The organism is Acinetobacter sp. ANC 4558 (assembly GCF_002135375.1).
Classification (GTDB): Bacteria; Pseudomonadota; Gammaproteobacteria; order Pseudomonadales; family Moraxellaceae; genus Acinetobacter.
The window spans coordinates 29677-46789 of sequence record NZ_NEGH01000004.1; the positions used below are offsets into that span (position 1 = coordinate 29677).

11 protein-coding genes are annotated in these 17113 nt (G+C 36.8%); 5 read left to right on the forward strand and 6 right to left on the reverse strand.

Annotation, left to right across the window (positions count from 1 at the left end; translation table 11 throughout):
- The first annotated feature begins 1 nt into the window (after position 1).
- Both B9T31_RS06255 and B9T31_RS06260 read left to right on the forward strand, forming a co-directional pair.
- Entirely contained in the window at positions 2–2686 is a 2685-nt protein-coding gene (locus tag B9T31_RS06255; RefSeq protein WP_086181110.1) for a T6SS effector BTH_I2691 family protein, read from the forward strand.
- A gap of 3 nt (positions 2687–2689) precedes the next feature.
- Positions 2690–3472 carry a putative type VI secretion system effector gene (locus B9T31_RS06260; protein WP_086181111.1) on the forward strand — a complete coding sequence of 261 codons (783 nt, stop codon included), beginning with the start codon at positions 2690–2692 and terminating at the stop codon, positions 3470–3472.
- 37 nt (positions 3473–3509) lie between these two features.
- Here the strand turns inward: B9T31_RS06260 and B9T31_RS06265 are convergent, their stop codons facing one another.
- The 6 genes from B9T31_RS06265 to leuS all read right to left on the reverse strand — a co-directional run bounded on the left by B9T31_RS06265 (position 3510) and on the right by leuS (position 12689).
- Positions 3510–4904 (reverse strand): efflux transporter outer membrane subunit, encoded by a 1395-nt coding sequence (locus tag B9T31_RS06265; protein ID WP_086181112.1) that lies wholly within the window; start codon positions 4902–4904, stop codon positions 3510–3512.
- 9 nt (positions 4905–4913) lie between these two features.
- Complete coding sequence (locus B9T31_RS06270; protein WP_086181314.1) at positions 4914–6893, reverse strand: MacB family efflux pump subunit; 1980 nt, start codon at positions 6891–6893, stop codon at positions 4914–4916.
- Between the two features lie 2 nt (positions 6894–6895).
- The gene (locus B9T31_RS06275; RefSeq protein WP_086181113.1) at positions 6896–8257 is read right to left on the reverse strand and encodes an efflux RND transporter periplasmic adaptor subunit; all 1362 of its coding nucleotides are present in this window, start codon (positions 8255–8257) and stop codon (positions 6896–6898) included.
- Between the two features lie 114 nt (positions 8258–8371).
- Complete coding sequence (gene holA, locus B9T31_RS06280; RefSeq protein ID WP_086181114.1) at positions 8372–9373, reverse strand: DNA polymerase III subunit delta; 1002 nt, start codon at positions 9371–9373, stop codon at positions 8372–8374.
- Positions 9374–9389: 16 nt separating this feature from the next.
- Positions 9390–9911, reverse strand: a complete 522-nt coding sequence (gene lptE, locus B9T31_RS06285; RefSeq protein ID WP_086181115.1) for an LPS assembly lipoprotein LptE — start codon at positions 9909–9911, stop codon at positions 9390–9392.
- Between the two features lie 156 nt (positions 9912–10067).
- Positions 10068–12689, reverse strand: a complete 2622-nt coding sequence (leuS, locus tag B9T31_RS06290; RefSeq protein ID WP_086181116.1) for a leucine--tRNA ligase — start codon at positions 12687–12689, stop codon at positions 10068–10070.
- Positions 12690–13715: 1026 nt separating this feature from the next.
- Between leuS and B9T31_RS06295 the strand changes: the two genes are divergently transcribed.
- From B9T31_RS06295 to ilvC, 3 genes are all read left to right on the forward strand, one after another.
- A complete protein-coding gene (locus B9T31_RS06295; RefSeq protein WP_086181117.1) occupies positions 13716–15443 on the forward strand; it encodes an acetolactate synthase 3 large subunit in 1728 nt (575 codons plus the stop codon).
- On the forward strand, positions 15440–15931 hold the full coding sequence (gene ilvN, locus B9T31_RS06300; protein ID WP_086181118.1) for an acetolactate synthase small subunit: 492 nt from the start codon (positions 15440–15442) through the stop codon (positions 15929–15931). The genes B9T31_RS06295 and ilvN overlap by 4 nt, the downstream gene beginning before the upstream one ends.
- 105 nt (positions 15932–16036) lie before the next feature.
- A complete protein-coding gene (ilvC, locus tag B9T31_RS06305; RefSeq protein ID WP_086181119.1) occupies positions 16037–17053 on the forward strand; it encodes a ketol-acid reductoisomerase in 1017 nt (338 codons plus the stop codon).
- Positions 17054–17113: the final 60 nt, after the last annotated feature.

A 17113-nucleotide genomic window follows, 5' to 3' on the forward strand; every position in this document is an offset into this window, starting at 1 on the left:
TATGGCTGAAAAGAAGAGCTCATCTTTTGAAGATTTTATAAAAAATAGACAGGCAGAGTGGTCTAAGAATGGACCAATTGTTGGGAAAGGTTCAGGTACTGGTCAAAAAATTGATCCTAAAGTCATTAAAAATTTAAAACCTAAAATTTCAAAAACAGTTGCAAATTCAACACCGAATAATGCAAAAAATATTCCCTTAAAAGAGACAACCAAGGGCTGTACTGCTTTTTGTCGGTCAGAGGGGATGATGATTCTTCCCTTACGTTATACCGTTGTATCAGATAGTGCACCAAATTTAGTAAGTACATTGGGTCAAAATGTTAAAGATATTACACTTACACATTTTAAATATGGTGTAGAAAAAATAGATACGGGTTATATCTATCGCTTAGTAAAGAAAAAAAGCGGTAAGGTTGAATGGGCTGGGTATAACGTCACTAAAAATGGTTATTTGTCTTATTTTGTTGTTGGAAAAGCTGTTCCATCATCTGTCGCGGAATTTGCTTGTAAATCTGCGGGACATAATTTTAATGCTTCAATGATTGTGGTAGAGAATAACCCAAAAGATCCTGCACTACATGCTTATATTATCCATACACATGTTCCATTAAGTCAAAAAAAGATTGCAGAATATGAAAAAAATGCAGAAACGTTTGCTAAAGATGGAAAATGGCAAAAGTTTGATGTTGCGAGTTGGGCAACGGGTAATAATACACAAACACATTGTTTAAATGGCAGTCAACTGAGTTCTATTTATAATTATGTGTCTTCTTTTGGAGGACGGATTAGTGCATTTAGTAAAAATTTTAAAGAACAGCCTAAAAAATATGCGGCTATGGCATTATTTGATCCAATTGGAATAACTAAAAAACTCAACGAAACAAGAAATGCTCAATTTAAAGAGTTGATGAATTTTTTAGCAAAAGATAAGAATCAACATAAATTAGAATCTTCACAGATGGTTGATAGTATTGAACTTATTATGACTAAAAATGCTGTGAAAGTACGAAAAGATTATAGTCATCAGGTTGTTAATGATATTATTAAATTAAATTATGGAATGAATAAGTTACCGAAAAATTTGACTGATGGTGATGCAATTCAATATGAAATAGATAAAATTTGGGATCGTGCACCCCAAGCAGAAAAAGATAAATATATTAAAGAATATTATGTGAATGATATTTATAAAGGGGGAGCAATAGAAAATGCAAAAAATGATGCATCTACTAAATGGGAGCAAAAATATAAAAATCGGATAGATTGGAATGCAAAAAACTCTTTCGATACTAAAATTAATACTTTGACTGAACGTGGTAAAAAACTCGCTGAGGCCTATGCACAAGATCATATTCAGTGGATAAAATCTAAAGCATTGATTAATGCATTATATGCTTATGATAAAACTGCTGTAAAAATATATGGAACTTTATTTTATACGCATGTAATGAGCATCATGAATGGTATGGCAGGAAGTGATGCGGGTCAAAAAGTAATGGAAGATTGGCTATTACAAGAAAAAGTCACACCGAATAATCTATATTTAAGAGCAGTTTTATATAATCAAACAGAATTAATTCAAAAATTTGAAGCGGCTGCACCATCTGTAAATGGTTTAGATTGGGATCAACAGCAATCACTTGCGAAAGATTTAATAGCCTCAATTGTTGCTGCAGATACGTTATGGGAAGAGTGGTTAAAAACCAATGATGCGATAGTAGAAAGGCAAGGATGGCCTAAACTTACAAAAAGTGTAATGTTTATTTCTGAAACGACTAGAACAGCAGTGAAATGGAGTCTTAAATATAATATAGATGCCCAGCTATCTAAAGGTCTAGCAAGATTATCTTTGTTGATATATGCCCATGGGTCTTTATTAACGACCCATGTACCTAAATATTCACTTTTGTATAATTTAGATTCAAAAATGTCTCAAGCTGCAAAAACGCTAGATGCCACACAAATTCAAAAAAATTGGAAAAAAGCGCAAGAAACGATAGCAGCCCAAAATATTGAAAAAGTTTTAAAAAGTTCTCCTACATCAATATCATTAAGAATTTCAGCAATTGTGGCTTTTTTTGAGTTAATTAATTTTGGTAGTAAAGGGGGCAAGGCGCTAAATGACCCTAATTGGGAAAATAGTACCGCAGCAATTGCAGGAATGTTTTCCTTAACTGCCGCTACTTTGGATATTGCGAGTGGTGGTATGCACGCTTTAAGTTTTGCGGAAAAAGCAGAAAAAATAAAAGTTTATGGTGCAAGTTTTGCGATAGCAGGTTCAACTTTTTCATTTATAAACGACGCTATAGCATTTTCAAAAGAAAAAAATTCGTGGGTAAAATTTCTTTTAGTAATTAAATTAGGAGTTTCATTTGCTATGATTGCTGTAGGTTTAGGAGGGATAGCACGGTTACCTATTCTAAAATCAAAAATAACAGAGCTTGGTTCAAAATATATAGTTGCTAAAGTACTTGTGAATATAAATATACTGAAAACAGCTGCTGTTTTAAACTGGGTAGGAGTTGCAGTAACAATAATCATATTCGTTCTTGAAAAATATTGCATACCAAATGATTTACAAATTTGGTGTTCCAAGTCAATTTTTGGTGATGCGAAGGATTCAGAAAAATATCAGACATTGGAAATTGAAGAAAAAGAATTTAATGAAGCATTACAGAGTATTTAAATCATGGAAAATTTAATTAAAGTTGAAGGTATTATTATTAAGCTTGAAATTGAAGATTCTAAAATACTGCAAATTAATAGTCTAGAAAAACAAGCAGCAGGTACTGCCTTTTTGGGTGCATTAACTGGTAGTGCAGGATTAATGAGTAATGCACCTATTATGGCTATGGCAGCAAAAGGGCGAGATGGAAAAACCTTTAAAGGTGAGCTTAGTGGAATTCGAGTTGTTGGTCAATTCACAGGAGTGAAATTTGAAAATAATACTCCTTTGGCTATGGTCGTAAGTGAAGAGCAACACGAAGGATATCACTTTGTCTATGCAGTGTTGGACCCTAAAACTGGACTATTACATATGCCATATGAAATGGGTAGATCTGTCAAAAAAACTTATATAAAATATTTTAAATACGCAATAATGTTTTCAATAATTATGTGTGTTATTGTTAGTATTATTCTTATTATTCATTATTTTAGTGAAGATGTTAGTATAGAAGAGCTTAAATTTGATTTAATATATTCTTATTTGGGTGGTATTCTTTTTTCTTTTGTCTTTTTTACTTCACTTTTATTTTTTGGAAAAAATAATCTTCGCTATTTAGGAAAACTTTCGGAAAGTGTATTTGAAAAATTAAATTTTTCAGAAATCAAAGAACAAGATTTTTATAGTATAACTTTTTATGACAAAGAAGGATTTTATCCAAGCGTTATGGAATATAGAAAATATTTAATTGGCAAAGACCCATATCCAGCAGATTATTTTGATAAAAAAGAAGAAAGTAAAAAATAAAAAGCCCATAAGGGCTTTTTATCATTCAATGCAAAAGCTATCGAATTGGACTGCCTCCCAAAGCTTGCATTAAGGTGACATAAGCATTGTATTGATTTTGCTTTGTTTGTAATAAACTCATCCGTGCATTACGTACTGTTTCTTGTGCATCCAATAAGCTTTTTAATGCAATAGCGCCATGCTGATAACGAACACCAGTTAGGCTTTCAGTTTTTTGTGCCAGTTGTACATTACGTTCTTGTAATAACACTTGTTTGTTAAGTTCAGTGCGGTTTGAAAGTGCATTTTCAACATCGGCAAAGGCTTGATATAACGTTTTACGATATTGAACAATGGCTTTTTCATAATTTAAATCACTAATTACAATATCTTTTTTCATATCATTATATTGTAAGAAGGGTAGACTTAAATTTGCCCCTAATGTTAGTGCTGGATTCTTTAGCAGTTGAGTTAATGAGACGCTCGAAGCACCTAAATTACCCGTTAAGCTAATAGAGGGATAGTAACTTGCTTTTGTTGCATCTTTCGTTGCTAAAACTTTACGTAATCGTAATTCACTGGCCTGCAAATCTGGTCGACGAGAGAGAAGCTCTGCTGGTAATCCAGCGGAAATTTCAGGCAGAGTAATTTGTGGTAAATGCTGCGGTTCTACAATATTGAGTTGTTGAACGGGTTGATTTAAAAGCACTGCCAAAGCAGTACGGGTTTCAACCTTTTGTTGCTCAATTTGACTCAAGGTTGCCATTTGGCTTTGAAGGGCTTGTTCTGCTTGCGTTAAATCTAAGCGAGAAACAGCACCTGCTTTGTATCGAGCATTCACTAAATTATAGGTTTGATTGGTGCTGGCAAGATTTTGCTGTGCGACACTATAACGCTCATTTAAATAGCCCAATTGCCAGTATAAACTTGCAGTCGTCCCAATTAAACTTTGGGCAGTTGCTTGTAAATCTTGCTCAGTAGCTAAAGCTTCCCATTTTGCTGCTTCCGTTTGATTTGCAAGTTTTCCAAATAAATCAACTTCATAGCTAACACCTGCACTGACAGACATTCCACGATCATTAGAATCGCCCGAATGTAAATCGAATATGTGTCCAGTAGATGCATTGGTATTAATACGTAAGCCTTGTTTATCTTTAGCTAAGCCAGCTTGCAATAAAGCCTGTTGAATATTGATACCAGCAACAGCTAAATCTGCATTGGCTGAAATTACTTGATTCACCAATTGATTTAATTGTTCATCTTTAAATAATGTCCACCATTGATCTGCGTATACATCTGTATAAATTTGCTGACTTTTATTTTTGCTATATTCAAAATTAGAAGGTATTTGAACGGCAGGTGCTTCATAAGGTGTCTTCACAATAGCTGCACATCCAACCAATGAGCTACTGAGAACTAGGGCACTTGCAAGGCGATTGAATTTAATTTGCATGAGATTTTCCTATTCCCTAGACAATGCATCGACAGGGTTTAAACGAGCTGCATTTCGTGCAGGAATAAAGCCAAAGACAATACCAATTAAGCTTGAGCATACAAAGGCTGCAACAATTGATGTTGTGGAATAGGCCATTTGGAATGTACCACTGGTAAATTTGCCAAATAATTGACCAATGCCTAAAGAAAGTAACACACCTAAAACACCGCCTAAAATACAAACCAAAACGGCTTCAATGAGAAATTGTTGTAAAATATCACTTTGACGTGCGCCCACAGCCATACGAACGCCAATTTCTTGTGTACGTTCAGTGACTGAAACCAACATAATATTCATCACACCAATCCCACCAACAATTAATGAAATGACGGCAATTGCAGACACTAACAAGGTCATAGTGGCAGTGGTTTGTTGAATCGTCTCACGAATACTGTCTGAATTTTGTGTAAAGACATCTTTGGCGCCATGTCGTTGTTCAAGTAAACTTAAAATGGCATTTTCAGCAACGCTACTTGAATATTCATCTTTAACGCGAACCACAATACTTCGAACGTGAGCTTGCCCAAGCATACGGCTCATGACGGTAGAGTAGGGTAAGTAAATATTCAGGCTATCGGAGTTCCCCATGATGCCTTTTTGTTCATCAATGACCCCAATAATACGAGTGGGTACACTGCCTAATAAAATAACTTTTCCAACAGGATCTGTACCATCGGAAAAGAAGGTTTTTTCAGTATTGGTATCAATGACGGCATCTTGTGCTTGCTCAGTTACACTGGCTTTATCGAAAGGTTGTCCTGCTTTAAACGTCATTCCACGAACATAGAAGAAATCTTGACCAACACCATTAATGGTTGCAGATGCTTCAATATCTTTATAGCGCACAGTTACATTGGTGGAAACATTCGGAGTAACACCATCTACATAAGGTTGTTCTGCTAAGGCTTCTGCATCGGCTGGAATAAGGGTCTTGACTTGAGAGGCTCGAGAATTATCACCAAAACCACGACCTTGATAAATCGTAATGGTATTGGTTCCTAAGCTACTAATATTGTCTAAAATTTGTTTTTGAGAGCCATTCCCTAGAGCCACAACGGATACTACGGAGGCAATACCAATAATAATACCCAGCATGGTTAAAAAGGTGCGCATACGATGAGCATTCATGGCGAGTAATGCCATTCTAAATGCTTCACCTAAACGATCAAGCGCTGAACGCCAAGCTGAAATTTTCTTTTGTTGTGGTCGAGTCAGTGTTTGCTTTTCAAGTGGTTCACCATCGACTTCAGGCGTATTCGGCAGATCAGAAATAATATTTCCATCACTAATTTCAATAATTCGTGTCGCATTTTTAGCAACATTATGATCATGTGTGACTAAAATAATAGTATGCCCTTTGGCATTGAGTTCACGTAAAATACGCATCACTTCAATACCGCTATTCTTGTCTAATGCACCTGTGGGTTCATCGGCAAGAATGACATCGCCACCATTCATTAAAGCACGAGCAATGGAAACACGCTGTTGTTGACCACCTGAGAGTTGGCTCGGTCTGTTTTGTGTTTTGTCGCCTAAACCTAATTCAGTTAACAATTTAACAGCACGATCATGACGTTCTGTAGAATCTGCACCTGCATAAATGGCAGGAACCTCTACATTCCCAGCAGCATTTAAGTCACCTAAAAGATGGTAGCGTTGGAAAATAAATCCAAAATATTCACGACGTAACTGAGCTAAATCATCGGGTTCTAGTTCTCTGGTTTCTCGTCCACTAACTTTATAACTCCCATTAGTTGGCTGATCTAGACAGCCTAAAATGTTCATTAAAGTTGATTTTCCAGAGCCTGATTGCCCCACAATAGCCACCAGTTCACCTGGATAAATTGCGAGGTCTATACCTTTAAGAATCTGAACCGTACTTTCACCAGCAGGGAATTCACGTGTCAGATTCTTAACCTCTAATAAAGGTTTTTGTATCTGAGTCATCATTACATTCTCATTGATGGGCCGTTAGGGCTACGTTTTGATGAATCATTGCTCTTATCAGAACTATCTGCAATGATGACTTTTTGCCCATCTTCTAAACCACGGAGTACTTGTACGGTAACACGGTTATTTAAACCGAGAAGAACGAAAGTAGGTTTGGCAGTTCCATCTTCTTGTAAAACACGAACCACTCCCATCGAGGCTTTACCTTGCTCAACCAAGATTTTTTCGGCATCTGTGAGTTCAAGGCGTTTTGGTCGCTCTGTTTCAGGACGATCATTATTTTGAGGGCGATTTCCACCTGCATTACGTTCACCGTTGCCGCGCGCACCAGAATTACCCGCGCCATCTGGGTTACGTTTGCGTGGTGTACGATTTGAGTTTTGGACAGCAGCTGCGGGAATGGTTAATACATTTTTTACTTCTTCTAAAATAATATAAACCTGTGCTGTCATATCAATACGCAATTTTCCATCTTCATTTGGGATATCAAATAAAGCATTGTAATAAACTGCAGAACTCGATGAAGATGATGAATTATTATTTGACTCAGTGTTGATTGAACTTGGCGCAGGTTCAACTTGACGTAATTTAGCGTAATGTTTTTTCTCACTATTGCCTAACGTTGTAAAGTAAACGGTTTGTCCCTTTTCAACTTTCATGACATCTGCTTCAGAAACTTCAGCTTTAACTGACATTGTATTTAATTGGGCAAGTTTTACAATTGTTGGCGCACTTTGGTTAGCGTTAACAGTTTGACCTTCTTCAGTTACAATCGCAACAATCGTACCATCCATTGGTGCAACAATACGGGTATAGCTTAAATTTTCTCGTGTTGTTGAAAGTGTTAAGCGAGATTGCTCAATTTGTGCATTAATGGCAGCAATATCTGCAACAGCAGTTTTATAACTTGCAAGTGACGACTCTAAATCCATGCGCGAAGTTGCATCTTGTGAATACATTGCTTTTTGACGATTATATTCTGCTTCAACTTTAGCAAGATTCGCTTGTTTTACTGCCAATTGAGCTTGTTGATTTTTAATATTGGCTTCAGCTGTTTTTAATTCGTTCTCTTGACGCACTGAATCAATTTGAGCAATAAGTTGTCCTGCTTTAACTTGATCACCCAGTTGAACATACATTTTCTTGACTTGACCAGAAACCTGCGCACCGACACTAACCATTTTAGTTGCTTCTAACACACCTGTCGCAAGTACTGAACTTTCAATATCTCCGAACGTTGCATCTGCGGTAATGAATTGTGGCAATTCATTTTTAGGTTTAAAAAAATACCATGCAACTACGGCAATAGCGAATGCACATACAATGGCTCCGATGAGTTTTGTCGATTTTATTTTTGGCATGGTGTCTGGCTAGAATAAGTAGAAGAAATTGCGTGTAATTATAAGTTCGAATTGCGGATTTTTTGTGAATATTTTTGATATAAATAAGAATGATTAACATTTATTTTAGTGGGTTCAATGCTCATGACTTAAATTAAATAAGGGGGTTCCACATAAATTTGCAATCGCTTGTTGAAGAAGATGTTCAGGATTTTCATGACCTAAACCTTTAATTGAAGCATCAATACGTACAAGTAAGGTGGGCCAGTCTAAAAAACTATTTGGATTTAAGCGTCTCAAGGCTTGTTGATAAAGATTTATTTTAGTTTTCCAAATACCAATTTGTAAGGCATTTTGGGGCTGTTCAAATAACTGCATCAGTAAGCGCATTTCTTTGCTAATGCTCCACAGTAGTAAGGTCAGAGGTTCGCCAGAAGCAACTAAATATTGATAAATTTTAATTGCTTGTGCAAGATTCCCCTGTAAAACAGCATCATTTAAATCATAAGTGGTATATCTAGATTGGTCTTGCAAGCAAGAATATAATTGCTCGATTTGAATTATTTCGACATCGGGGAAGGTGTCACTTACACGCATTAAGCTATTTTTAGCCGCAAGTAAATTATGTTCATGATGCTGTTCTAACCATTGCCATGCATCCTTCGCTAATTTTATACCAAGCTTTTCCGCCTCTACTGCTAAAATTTGTTGACGGTCTTTAGGATAATTTGCTGTCAAGGCAACATTGACGCCATTGGCATCTATGGTTTGAAAAAAGTTTGATTTTAAACTGCTGCTATCTTGCTTGGGCATCACAATTAAGAGCAAGTTAAGTTCATTATGCTGTAAGTAGCTTTTAAGTTCTTTTAGACCATTCGCATCGGGTTTAATATTACCATGTGCTTCAATTGCCAATTGATTTGAAAATAAAGACAAACTATTTAATGCGTTAAAAACTGTTTTCCAATCACTTACACTATTAACTTCATAACGCTGACGTTCAATGTCATTCGTTACCCAACTTGCTCTAAAAGTATCGAGTAAGTTTTGTTCAAGCAACGGTTCTTGACCATGTAATACCCAAGCACCACGAGCTTCGTTGACGCGCTTAAGTGCTTGTAAATAGTCAAGTTTCATATATGGTTAACCGCTGTTATTGTGTTGTTGATGGCGCAATCGTTTCTAACCGATTTGATGAAATTTGTCTGGAAATTTGTTGTGCAATATCATCAATCAGTAGTTGTCTTAAATTTTTTTCTTCAAGTTTATCTGTGTTTACTGTCGCTGCATCATATTGATAACTACGCGTCGCCATAATGGTACGATCATCGGTCAATGGTTTACCCGCAGCATCTTCAATTCTAAACGTAACAGTAACCCGTAAAATATTTTGACGTAATGTGCCTGCTAATTGTAGTAAGTGTGGCGTATATTCAATAACTCTAAGGTTATACGCATCTTTTGAGTTACTTAGTTGAACACCCGCAGAGCTTAAATAAAGTGCTAATTTTTCTTCAAGATTTTCAGCGTTATCTGGAACAGTAATAGACATTCTTGAATATTGTACAGGAATTGCGTCAACGCCTTTACCTTTCAAATGAAAACCACAACCTATTAAGCTAGCACTTAGCCCTAAAGTTAATACAACTGCGGCAACACGTTGAACTAAATGCATGCTGTGTCCTCTAAAGAATAGTCTCAAAGTATGTCATGAGTTTATTTTAAATAATAATGTCAATTGTAAAGTCAAAGCCCGCTGGCTGGCAACGGGCTTTGATTGGGAATTTTTAAAGACTGTGACCTAATGTTGGGTATGCAGTCAAAAAAATGCTTAAACGACTAAATTCACCAGTTTATTTGGGACTACAATTTCTTTTTTCGTTGGACCAGTTAAGAACTGTTGAACTTCAGCTAATGCTTTTGCTTGCGCTAAAATTTCATCTTTAGAAGCATCAACAGAAACTTCTAATTTACCACGAAGTTTACCATTCACTTGAACCACAATAGTTTGTGTATTGCGTGTTAATGCAGACTCATCTAGCGTTGGGAATAAAGTCTGTGTAAGTTCAATACCAAATTCAGCCAATAATTTTTGACTTAAATGTGGCGCAAAAGGTGAAAGTAATACAAGCAAAGTAATGATAGATTCACGTGCAACGGCAACATCGTTATCATCTTTTGCTTCAAACTTATTGTTAGCATTCAACAATTCCATCAATGCAGCAATGGCTGTATTAAATGCGTGTCGACGTTCAATATCATCGCCAACTTTTTGAATGGTTTCGTGTGTTTTTCGACGTAAATCTTGTGCTGCAGTTGAAAGCGTCGCTTTGTTAATCTCGGTAGCCTGATTGCCTTTTTCAAGGAAAGCTGCGGTTAAACGCCAAACCCGTTTTAAGAAGCGATTTGAACCTTCAACCCCAGCATCAGACCATTCTAAAGATTGATCGGGTGGTGCAGCAAACATCATAAATACACGTGCTGTATCTGCACCGTATTGGTCAACAATGGCTTGAGGGTCGATACCGTTATTTTTAGATTTCGACATTTTCTCTTGACCACCGACAGTCACTTCTTGACCATCACCACGATATTTTGCAGAAATAATGCGACCTTTTTCATCGCGTTCAAGATCAATATCAGCAGGGTTAAACCACGTTTTCTTACCAGATTCAGACTCGCGGTAATACGTATCAGCAAGCACCATACCTTGAGTTAACAAGTTGGTGAATGGTTCATTGCCTTGAACGACACCTTCATCACGCATTAGTTTATGGAAGAAGCGAGCATATAATAAGTGCAAAATCGCATGCTCTACACCGCCAATATACTGATTGACTGGTAACCATGTTTGACCTGCAGCAGGATCAACAATACCACCAGTGTATTCTGGTGAAGCATAACGTGCATAATACCAAGAAGATTCTACGAAAGTATCTAAAGTATCTGTTTCACGGCGGGCATCACCACCACAAGATGGACATTTGGTTTCATAAAATTCAGGCATCTTATTTAAAGGATTACCCGATCCATCTGGAACAACATTGGTTGGAAGCACCACAGGAAGTTGGTCTTCAGGTACTGGAACTTGACCACAGGTTGTACAGTTCACCATTGGAATTGGGCAACCCCAATAACGTTGACGAGAAACACCCCAGTCACGTAAACGGAATTGAACTTTTAGGCTAGCAAGCTTTTGTGGTTCTAGTTTCGCTAAGATTGCATCGAATGCGGCTTGGAAATCTAAACCATTAAACTCATCAGAATTAACTAATTTACCATCTTTAGAACCATACCACTCTTGCCATGTTACAGTAGAAAAAGCAGCATCTTCAGTGGTTTGAGCATTAATAACTTGTTTAATTTCTAAGTTATATTTATTCGCAAATTCAAAATCACGTTCATCATGTGCAGGAACTGCCATCACGGCACCTGAGCCATATGACATTAGAACGTAGTTTGCAATCCAAACAGGAACTTCTTCACCAGTAAGCGGGTGCTTAACAGAAAGTCCGGTTGCCATGCCTTTTTTTTCTGCAGTTGCAAGATCTGCTTCTGCTACAGAGCCCATGCGACATTCTTCAATAAACGCTTTTAATTCAGCGTTATTTTCAGCAGCTTTAAGCGCTAAAGGATGTTCTGCAGCAACAGCGACATACGTTACACCAAGTAAAGTGTCGGCACGGGTTGTAAATACAGTTAAATCATCTGCGTAGATATCTGGGTGTGCTGATGGGAAATGAATATCCATTCCCTGAGAACGACCAATCCAATTGCGTTGCATGGTTAACACTTGTTGCGGCCAACCATCTTTTAATGTTTCTAAGTCATCAAGTAATTCTTGCGCATAGTCTGTAATGCGGAAGTAATACATGGGAATATCACGTTTTTCTACCAATGCACCAGAGCGCCAACCACGACCATTTTCAACTTGTTCATTGGCAAGTACGGTTTGGTCTACAGGATCCCAGTTCACGGTTGAAAGTTTACGGTAGATCAATCCTTTTTTATAAAGCTGAACAAAGAGCCATTGTTCCCAACGATAATATTCAGGTGTACACGTTGCAAACTCACGATCCCAGTCCACAGAAAGCCCAAGCTTTTTGAATTGGTCACGCATATAAGCAATATTTTTAAAAGTCCATTCAGCAGGCGCAACTTTATGATCAATCGCTGCATTTTCTGCAGGCAAACCAAAAGCATCCCAACCCATAGGCTGTAAAACGGTTTCACCTTTGAGACGATGGAAGCGACTAATCACATCCCCAATGGTATAGTTACGCACATGACCCATATGCAGTTTACCGCTTGGGTAAGGGAACATCGAGAGGATGTAACGACGTGGACCTTCTACAGTATCGGCAACTTTAAAGGCTTTGCGAGTTTCCCAGTCTTGTTGGACTGTTGGTTCAATCGCACTAGCTTGATATTCAGGATCAATGTGAGTAGTCATAAACGTAAATTAAGAATTAAATGGTTAAAAAAAAGTTCGTTGTACAGCATAGCGCAAAATGAACTTAAATGTGAATTTTGAAGATATCTTTATGAAGGAAAAATAGTAAATTAAAAAAATTAAGTTGAGGGCATCATTTTTTAGTACTTTAACTTGGTTTTCTGTTCAGCAGCGAATCTATTCATTAGGGCGTAATCTTTATTGAAATAATTATGTTGTTTGTATTTTTTATTTAAATGATTTATTGATAAAAGAATTTAGAAAATAATAAGTTTTAAAATATATATTGGGTTGAATTTTGGGCAAATAAATAAAAAATTAAAGTTTAATATTGTCTAAAATTTTATTAAAAGTAATGCATAATTTAAGTGGTGATTTTGTGTAATTTACACCTATTTTTATTTTAGATTTACCATGACTTTAGCATAAATATGATTCTTGGTTTTGGGGGGAGATCACATATTACGGTTTACTTTTCATTTAAAAGAGAAATAAAATTCAGCTTTTCATAAAAAACTGTATTTTAATTTTAAAAAAATCATTCTATTTTTTTATGATTTGAGAATATAATTTTTATCATTTAATTTTAGTATGTTATTAATAATTAATTGCTTATGATATTTTTTTAGTAATTTTTTATTAAAGAAAAAAATGAAATTTTAAAAAATAAGTTACGAATCAAAAATAAAAGTTAAAAAGCAGTTTTTTAAACTTGACATTAATTGTCGAAACAACAAAAATGCTTTCTTTAGTTTTATATGCCTTTCATCGATCACCCTTCGATAAAGTGTCATGTCATGCAATGGGCAATTTCTCTAGCCGAGAAGTTGTATAAAGCTTATGAATATGTTTATCCCAATGTGTTCGAAATCTCATATTACTTAATCAGTAATCAGATTGTAAATTTTTCCTCTTGCGATGAAAACTAGGAAATATGTGTGCTATAACATGCATACAATGAATTAATGAAAATACTGCGCAAGTGCATTTTATGTATGTGCAGTGATAAAATTAGGGTGAATCACGTTGGAACTTTTATCTGGTGGTGACATGCTCGTTCGCGCATTAGCGGACGAAGGCGTTGAACATGTTTTTGGATATCCAGGCGGCGCTGTACTACATATTTACGACGCGTTCTTTCGACAAGACAAAATTAATCATTACCTCGTGCGACATGAGCAAGCTGCTGGTCATATGGCAGATGCATACTCACGCGTGACAGGTAAAACAGGTGTGGTTCTCGTCACATCTGGTCCAGGTGCTACAAATACTGTTACTCCTATTGCGACGGCATATATGGATTCTATCCCGATGGTTATTTTATCGGGACAGGTTGCTTCACATCTCATTGGTGAAGATGCATTCCAAGAAACAGACATGGTGGGTATTTCTCGACCAATCGTGAAACATAGTTTCCAAGTGCGTCATGCAAGTGAAATTCCAGCAATTATCAAAAAAGCATTTTATATTGCTTCCAGTGGTCGTCCTGGTCCAGTGGTAATTGATATTCCAAAAGATGTCACAAACCCTGTAGATAAATTTGCATACGAATACCCAGAAAAAGTGAAGATGCGTTCTTATCAACCACCGCATCGTGGTCACTCAGGTCAAATTCGTAAAGCGATTGATGAGCTTTTACATGCAAAACGTCCAGTAATTTACTCTGGTGGTGGTGTGGTTCAAGGGAATGCTTCAGCACAATTAACTGAGCTTGCACATATTCTAGGGTTCCCTGTAACCAGTACTTTAATGGGCTTAGGCGCATTCTCTGGAAAAGATCCTCAGTTCATTGGAATGTTGGGTATGCATGGTACTTATGAAGCCAACATGACAATGCATAATGCAGATGTGATTTTATGTGTGGGTGCTCGTTTCGATGACCGTGTGACGAATAATCCAGCTAAGTTCTGTCCAAATGCGAAAGTCATTCATATTGATATCGATCCTGCGACGATTTCAAAAACCATTATGGCGCATATTCCAATTGTTGGTGCGGTTGAGCCAGTGCTTGCAGAGATGTTAGTACAGTTGAAGCAAATGAATGTTTCAAAGCCAAACCCAGAAGCAATTGCAACATGGTGGAGTCAAATTGATGACTGGCGTAAAGTTCACGGCTTAAAATATGAACCTGCTGTTGATGGTGGTATGAAACCACAGCAAGTGGTTGAAGCGCTAGACAGAATTACCAATAGTGAGGCAATTATTACTTCTGATGTTGGTCAGCATCAAATGTTTGGCGCACTTTACTATACTTACATACGTCCACGTCAATGGATTAACTCTGGTGGCTTAGGCACAATGGGAGTAGGGTTACCATATGCAATGGCTGCAAAATTAGCATTTCCAGATCAACAAGTAGTTTGTATTACGGGTGAAGCATCTATTCAGATGTGTATTCAAGAGCTATCAACCTGTAAACAATATGGTCTAAATGTTAAAATTCTTTGTTTAAATAACCGTGCATTAGGTATGGTAAAACAATGGCAAGACATGAATTATGAAGGCCGTCATTCGAGTTCTTATATAGAGTCTTTACCAGATTTTGCCAAGCTCATGGAAGCTTATGGGCATGTCGGCATTCAAATTGATCATGCGGATGAGCTTGAGTCTAAACTTGCAGAAGCTATGGCGATTAATGATAAATGTGTATTTATTAACGTCATGGTTGACCGTTCTGAGCATGTATATCCAATGCAAATTGCAGGTCACTCAATGCAAGATATGTGGTTAGGCAAAGGGGAGCGTACGTCATGAGACATATTATTTCTGTTCTTGTAGAAAATGAATCTGGCGCACTTTCTCGATTGGTTGGATTATTTTCTCAACGTGGTTATAACATTGAGAGTTTAAATGTTGCACCAACAGAAGATCCAACGTTATCTCGTCTGACATTAACAACCTATGGTGATGATCATAAAATTGAGCAAATCACCAAACAACTAAATAAATTGGTTGAAGTTGTTAAAGTTGTAGATTTATCTGAAGGCGCACATATTGAACGTGAGTTGATGCTGATTAAAGTAAAAGCATCAGGTTCTGCACGAGATGAAATCAAACGTACTGCGGATATTTTCCGTGGTCAGATTGTAGATGTAACGCCAACGACATATACCATTCAATTGGCAGGTACTACAGAAAAGCTAGATGCCTTCATTGATGCTTTAGCTGAAAATACAATTTTAGAAGTTGTACGTTCGGGTGTATCTGGCATTGCACGTGGTGAAAAAGTTTTAACAGTTTAATTTTTAATATATTTCCTCTCCTAATGATAAGGAGAGGGTTTAGTCAAATGACATTAATATTGATCATGGGACTAAAAGGTAATAAGCATTTTAGCGGAGACAACAATGCAAATTTTTTATGATAAAGACACAGACATATCTATCATCCAAGGTAAAAAAGTAGCAATTATTGGCTATGGTTCACAAGGTCATGCACATGCACTTAACCTTAAAGATTCTGGCGTTGACGTAACTGTAGGTTTACGTGCTGGTTCTACATCTTGGAAAAAAGCAGAAAATGCTGGTCTTAAAGTATCAGAAGTTCCTGCTGCTGTTGCTCAAGCTGATGTTGTCATGATTTTAACTCCAGATGAGTTCCAATCTCAGCTTTATCGTGACGTAATTGAACCAAATATTAAAGAAGGTGCAACTTTAGCATTTGCGCATGGTTTCTCTGTTCTTTATAACCAAGTTGTTCCACGTAAAGATTTAGATGTGATTATGGTTGCACCTAAAGCACCAGGTCACACAGTACGTTCTGAATTCCAACGTGGTTCAGGTGTTCCAGATCTTATTGCGATTCACCAAGATGCTTCTGGTAATGCACGTAATGTTGCACTTTCATATGCTTCAGGTGTAGGTGGTGGCCGTACAGGTATTATTGAAACTTCTTTCCGTGAAGAAACTGAAACTGATTTATTCGGTGAACAAGCAGTTCTTTGTGGTGGTGCAGTTGAATTGGTTAAAATGGGCTTCGAAACTTTGGTTGAAGCTGGTTATTCTCCAGAAATGGCATACTTCGAATGCTTACATGAACTTAAACTTATTGTTGATTTAATGTTCGAAGGTGGTATTGCAGACATGAACTATTCAGTATCTAACAATGCTGAATATGGCGAATACGTAACTGGCGTTGAAGTAATTAATGAACAGTCACGTGAAGCAATGCGCAATGCACTTAAGCGTATTCAATCGGGTGAATATGCAAAAATGTTCATTCAAGAAGGTGCATTAAACTATCCTTCTATGACTGCTCGCCGTCGTCAAAATGCTGCACATGGTATTGAAGTAACAGGTAATAAATTACGTGCGATGATGCCTTGGATTCAAGCAAACAAAATTGTTGATAAAGAGAAAAACTAAGATTTAAGTTTCTCTAATAAAAGGCCCATGCTTTGTCGTGGGCTTTTTATTGTGTTAATT

Coding starts and splice junctions, on each gene's coding strand:
- B9T31_RS06255 (WP_086181110.1), top strand. CDS start 2: ATGGCTGAAAAGAAGAGCTCATCTTTTGAAGATTTTATAAAAAATAGA.
- B9T31_RS06260 (WP_086181111.1), top strand. CDS start 2,690: ATGGAAAATTTAATTAAAGTTGAAGGTATTATTATTAAGCTTGAAATT.
- B9T31_RS06265 (WP_086181112.1), bottom strand. CDS start 4,904: ATGCAAATTAAATTCAATCGCCTTGCAAGTGCCCTAGTTCTCAGTAGC.
- B9T31_RS06270 (WP_086181314.1), bottom strand. CDS start 6,893: ATGACTCAGATACAAAAACCTTTATTAGAGGTTAAGAATCTGACACGT.
- B9T31_RS06275 (WP_086181113.1), bottom strand. CDS start 8,257: ATGCCAAAAATAAAATCGACAAAACTCATCGGAGCCATTGTATGTGCA.
- holA (WP_086181114.1), bottom strand. CDS start 9,373: ATGAAACTTGACTATTTACAAGCACTTAAGCGCGTCAACGAAGCTCGT.
- lptE (WP_086181115.1), bottom strand. CDS start 9,911: ATGCATTTAGTTCAACGTGTTGCCGCAGTTGTATTAACTTTAGGGCTA.
- leuS (WP_086181116.1), bottom strand. CDS start 12,689: ATGACTACTCACATTGATCCTGAATATCAAGCTAGTGCGATTGAACCA.
- ilvN (WP_086181118.1), top strand. CDS start 15,440: ATGAGACATATTATTTCTGTTCTTGTAGAAAATGAATCTGGCGCACTT.
- ilvC (WP_086181119.1), top strand. CDS start 16,037: ATGCAAATTTTTTATGATAAAGACACAGACATATCTATCATCCAAGGT.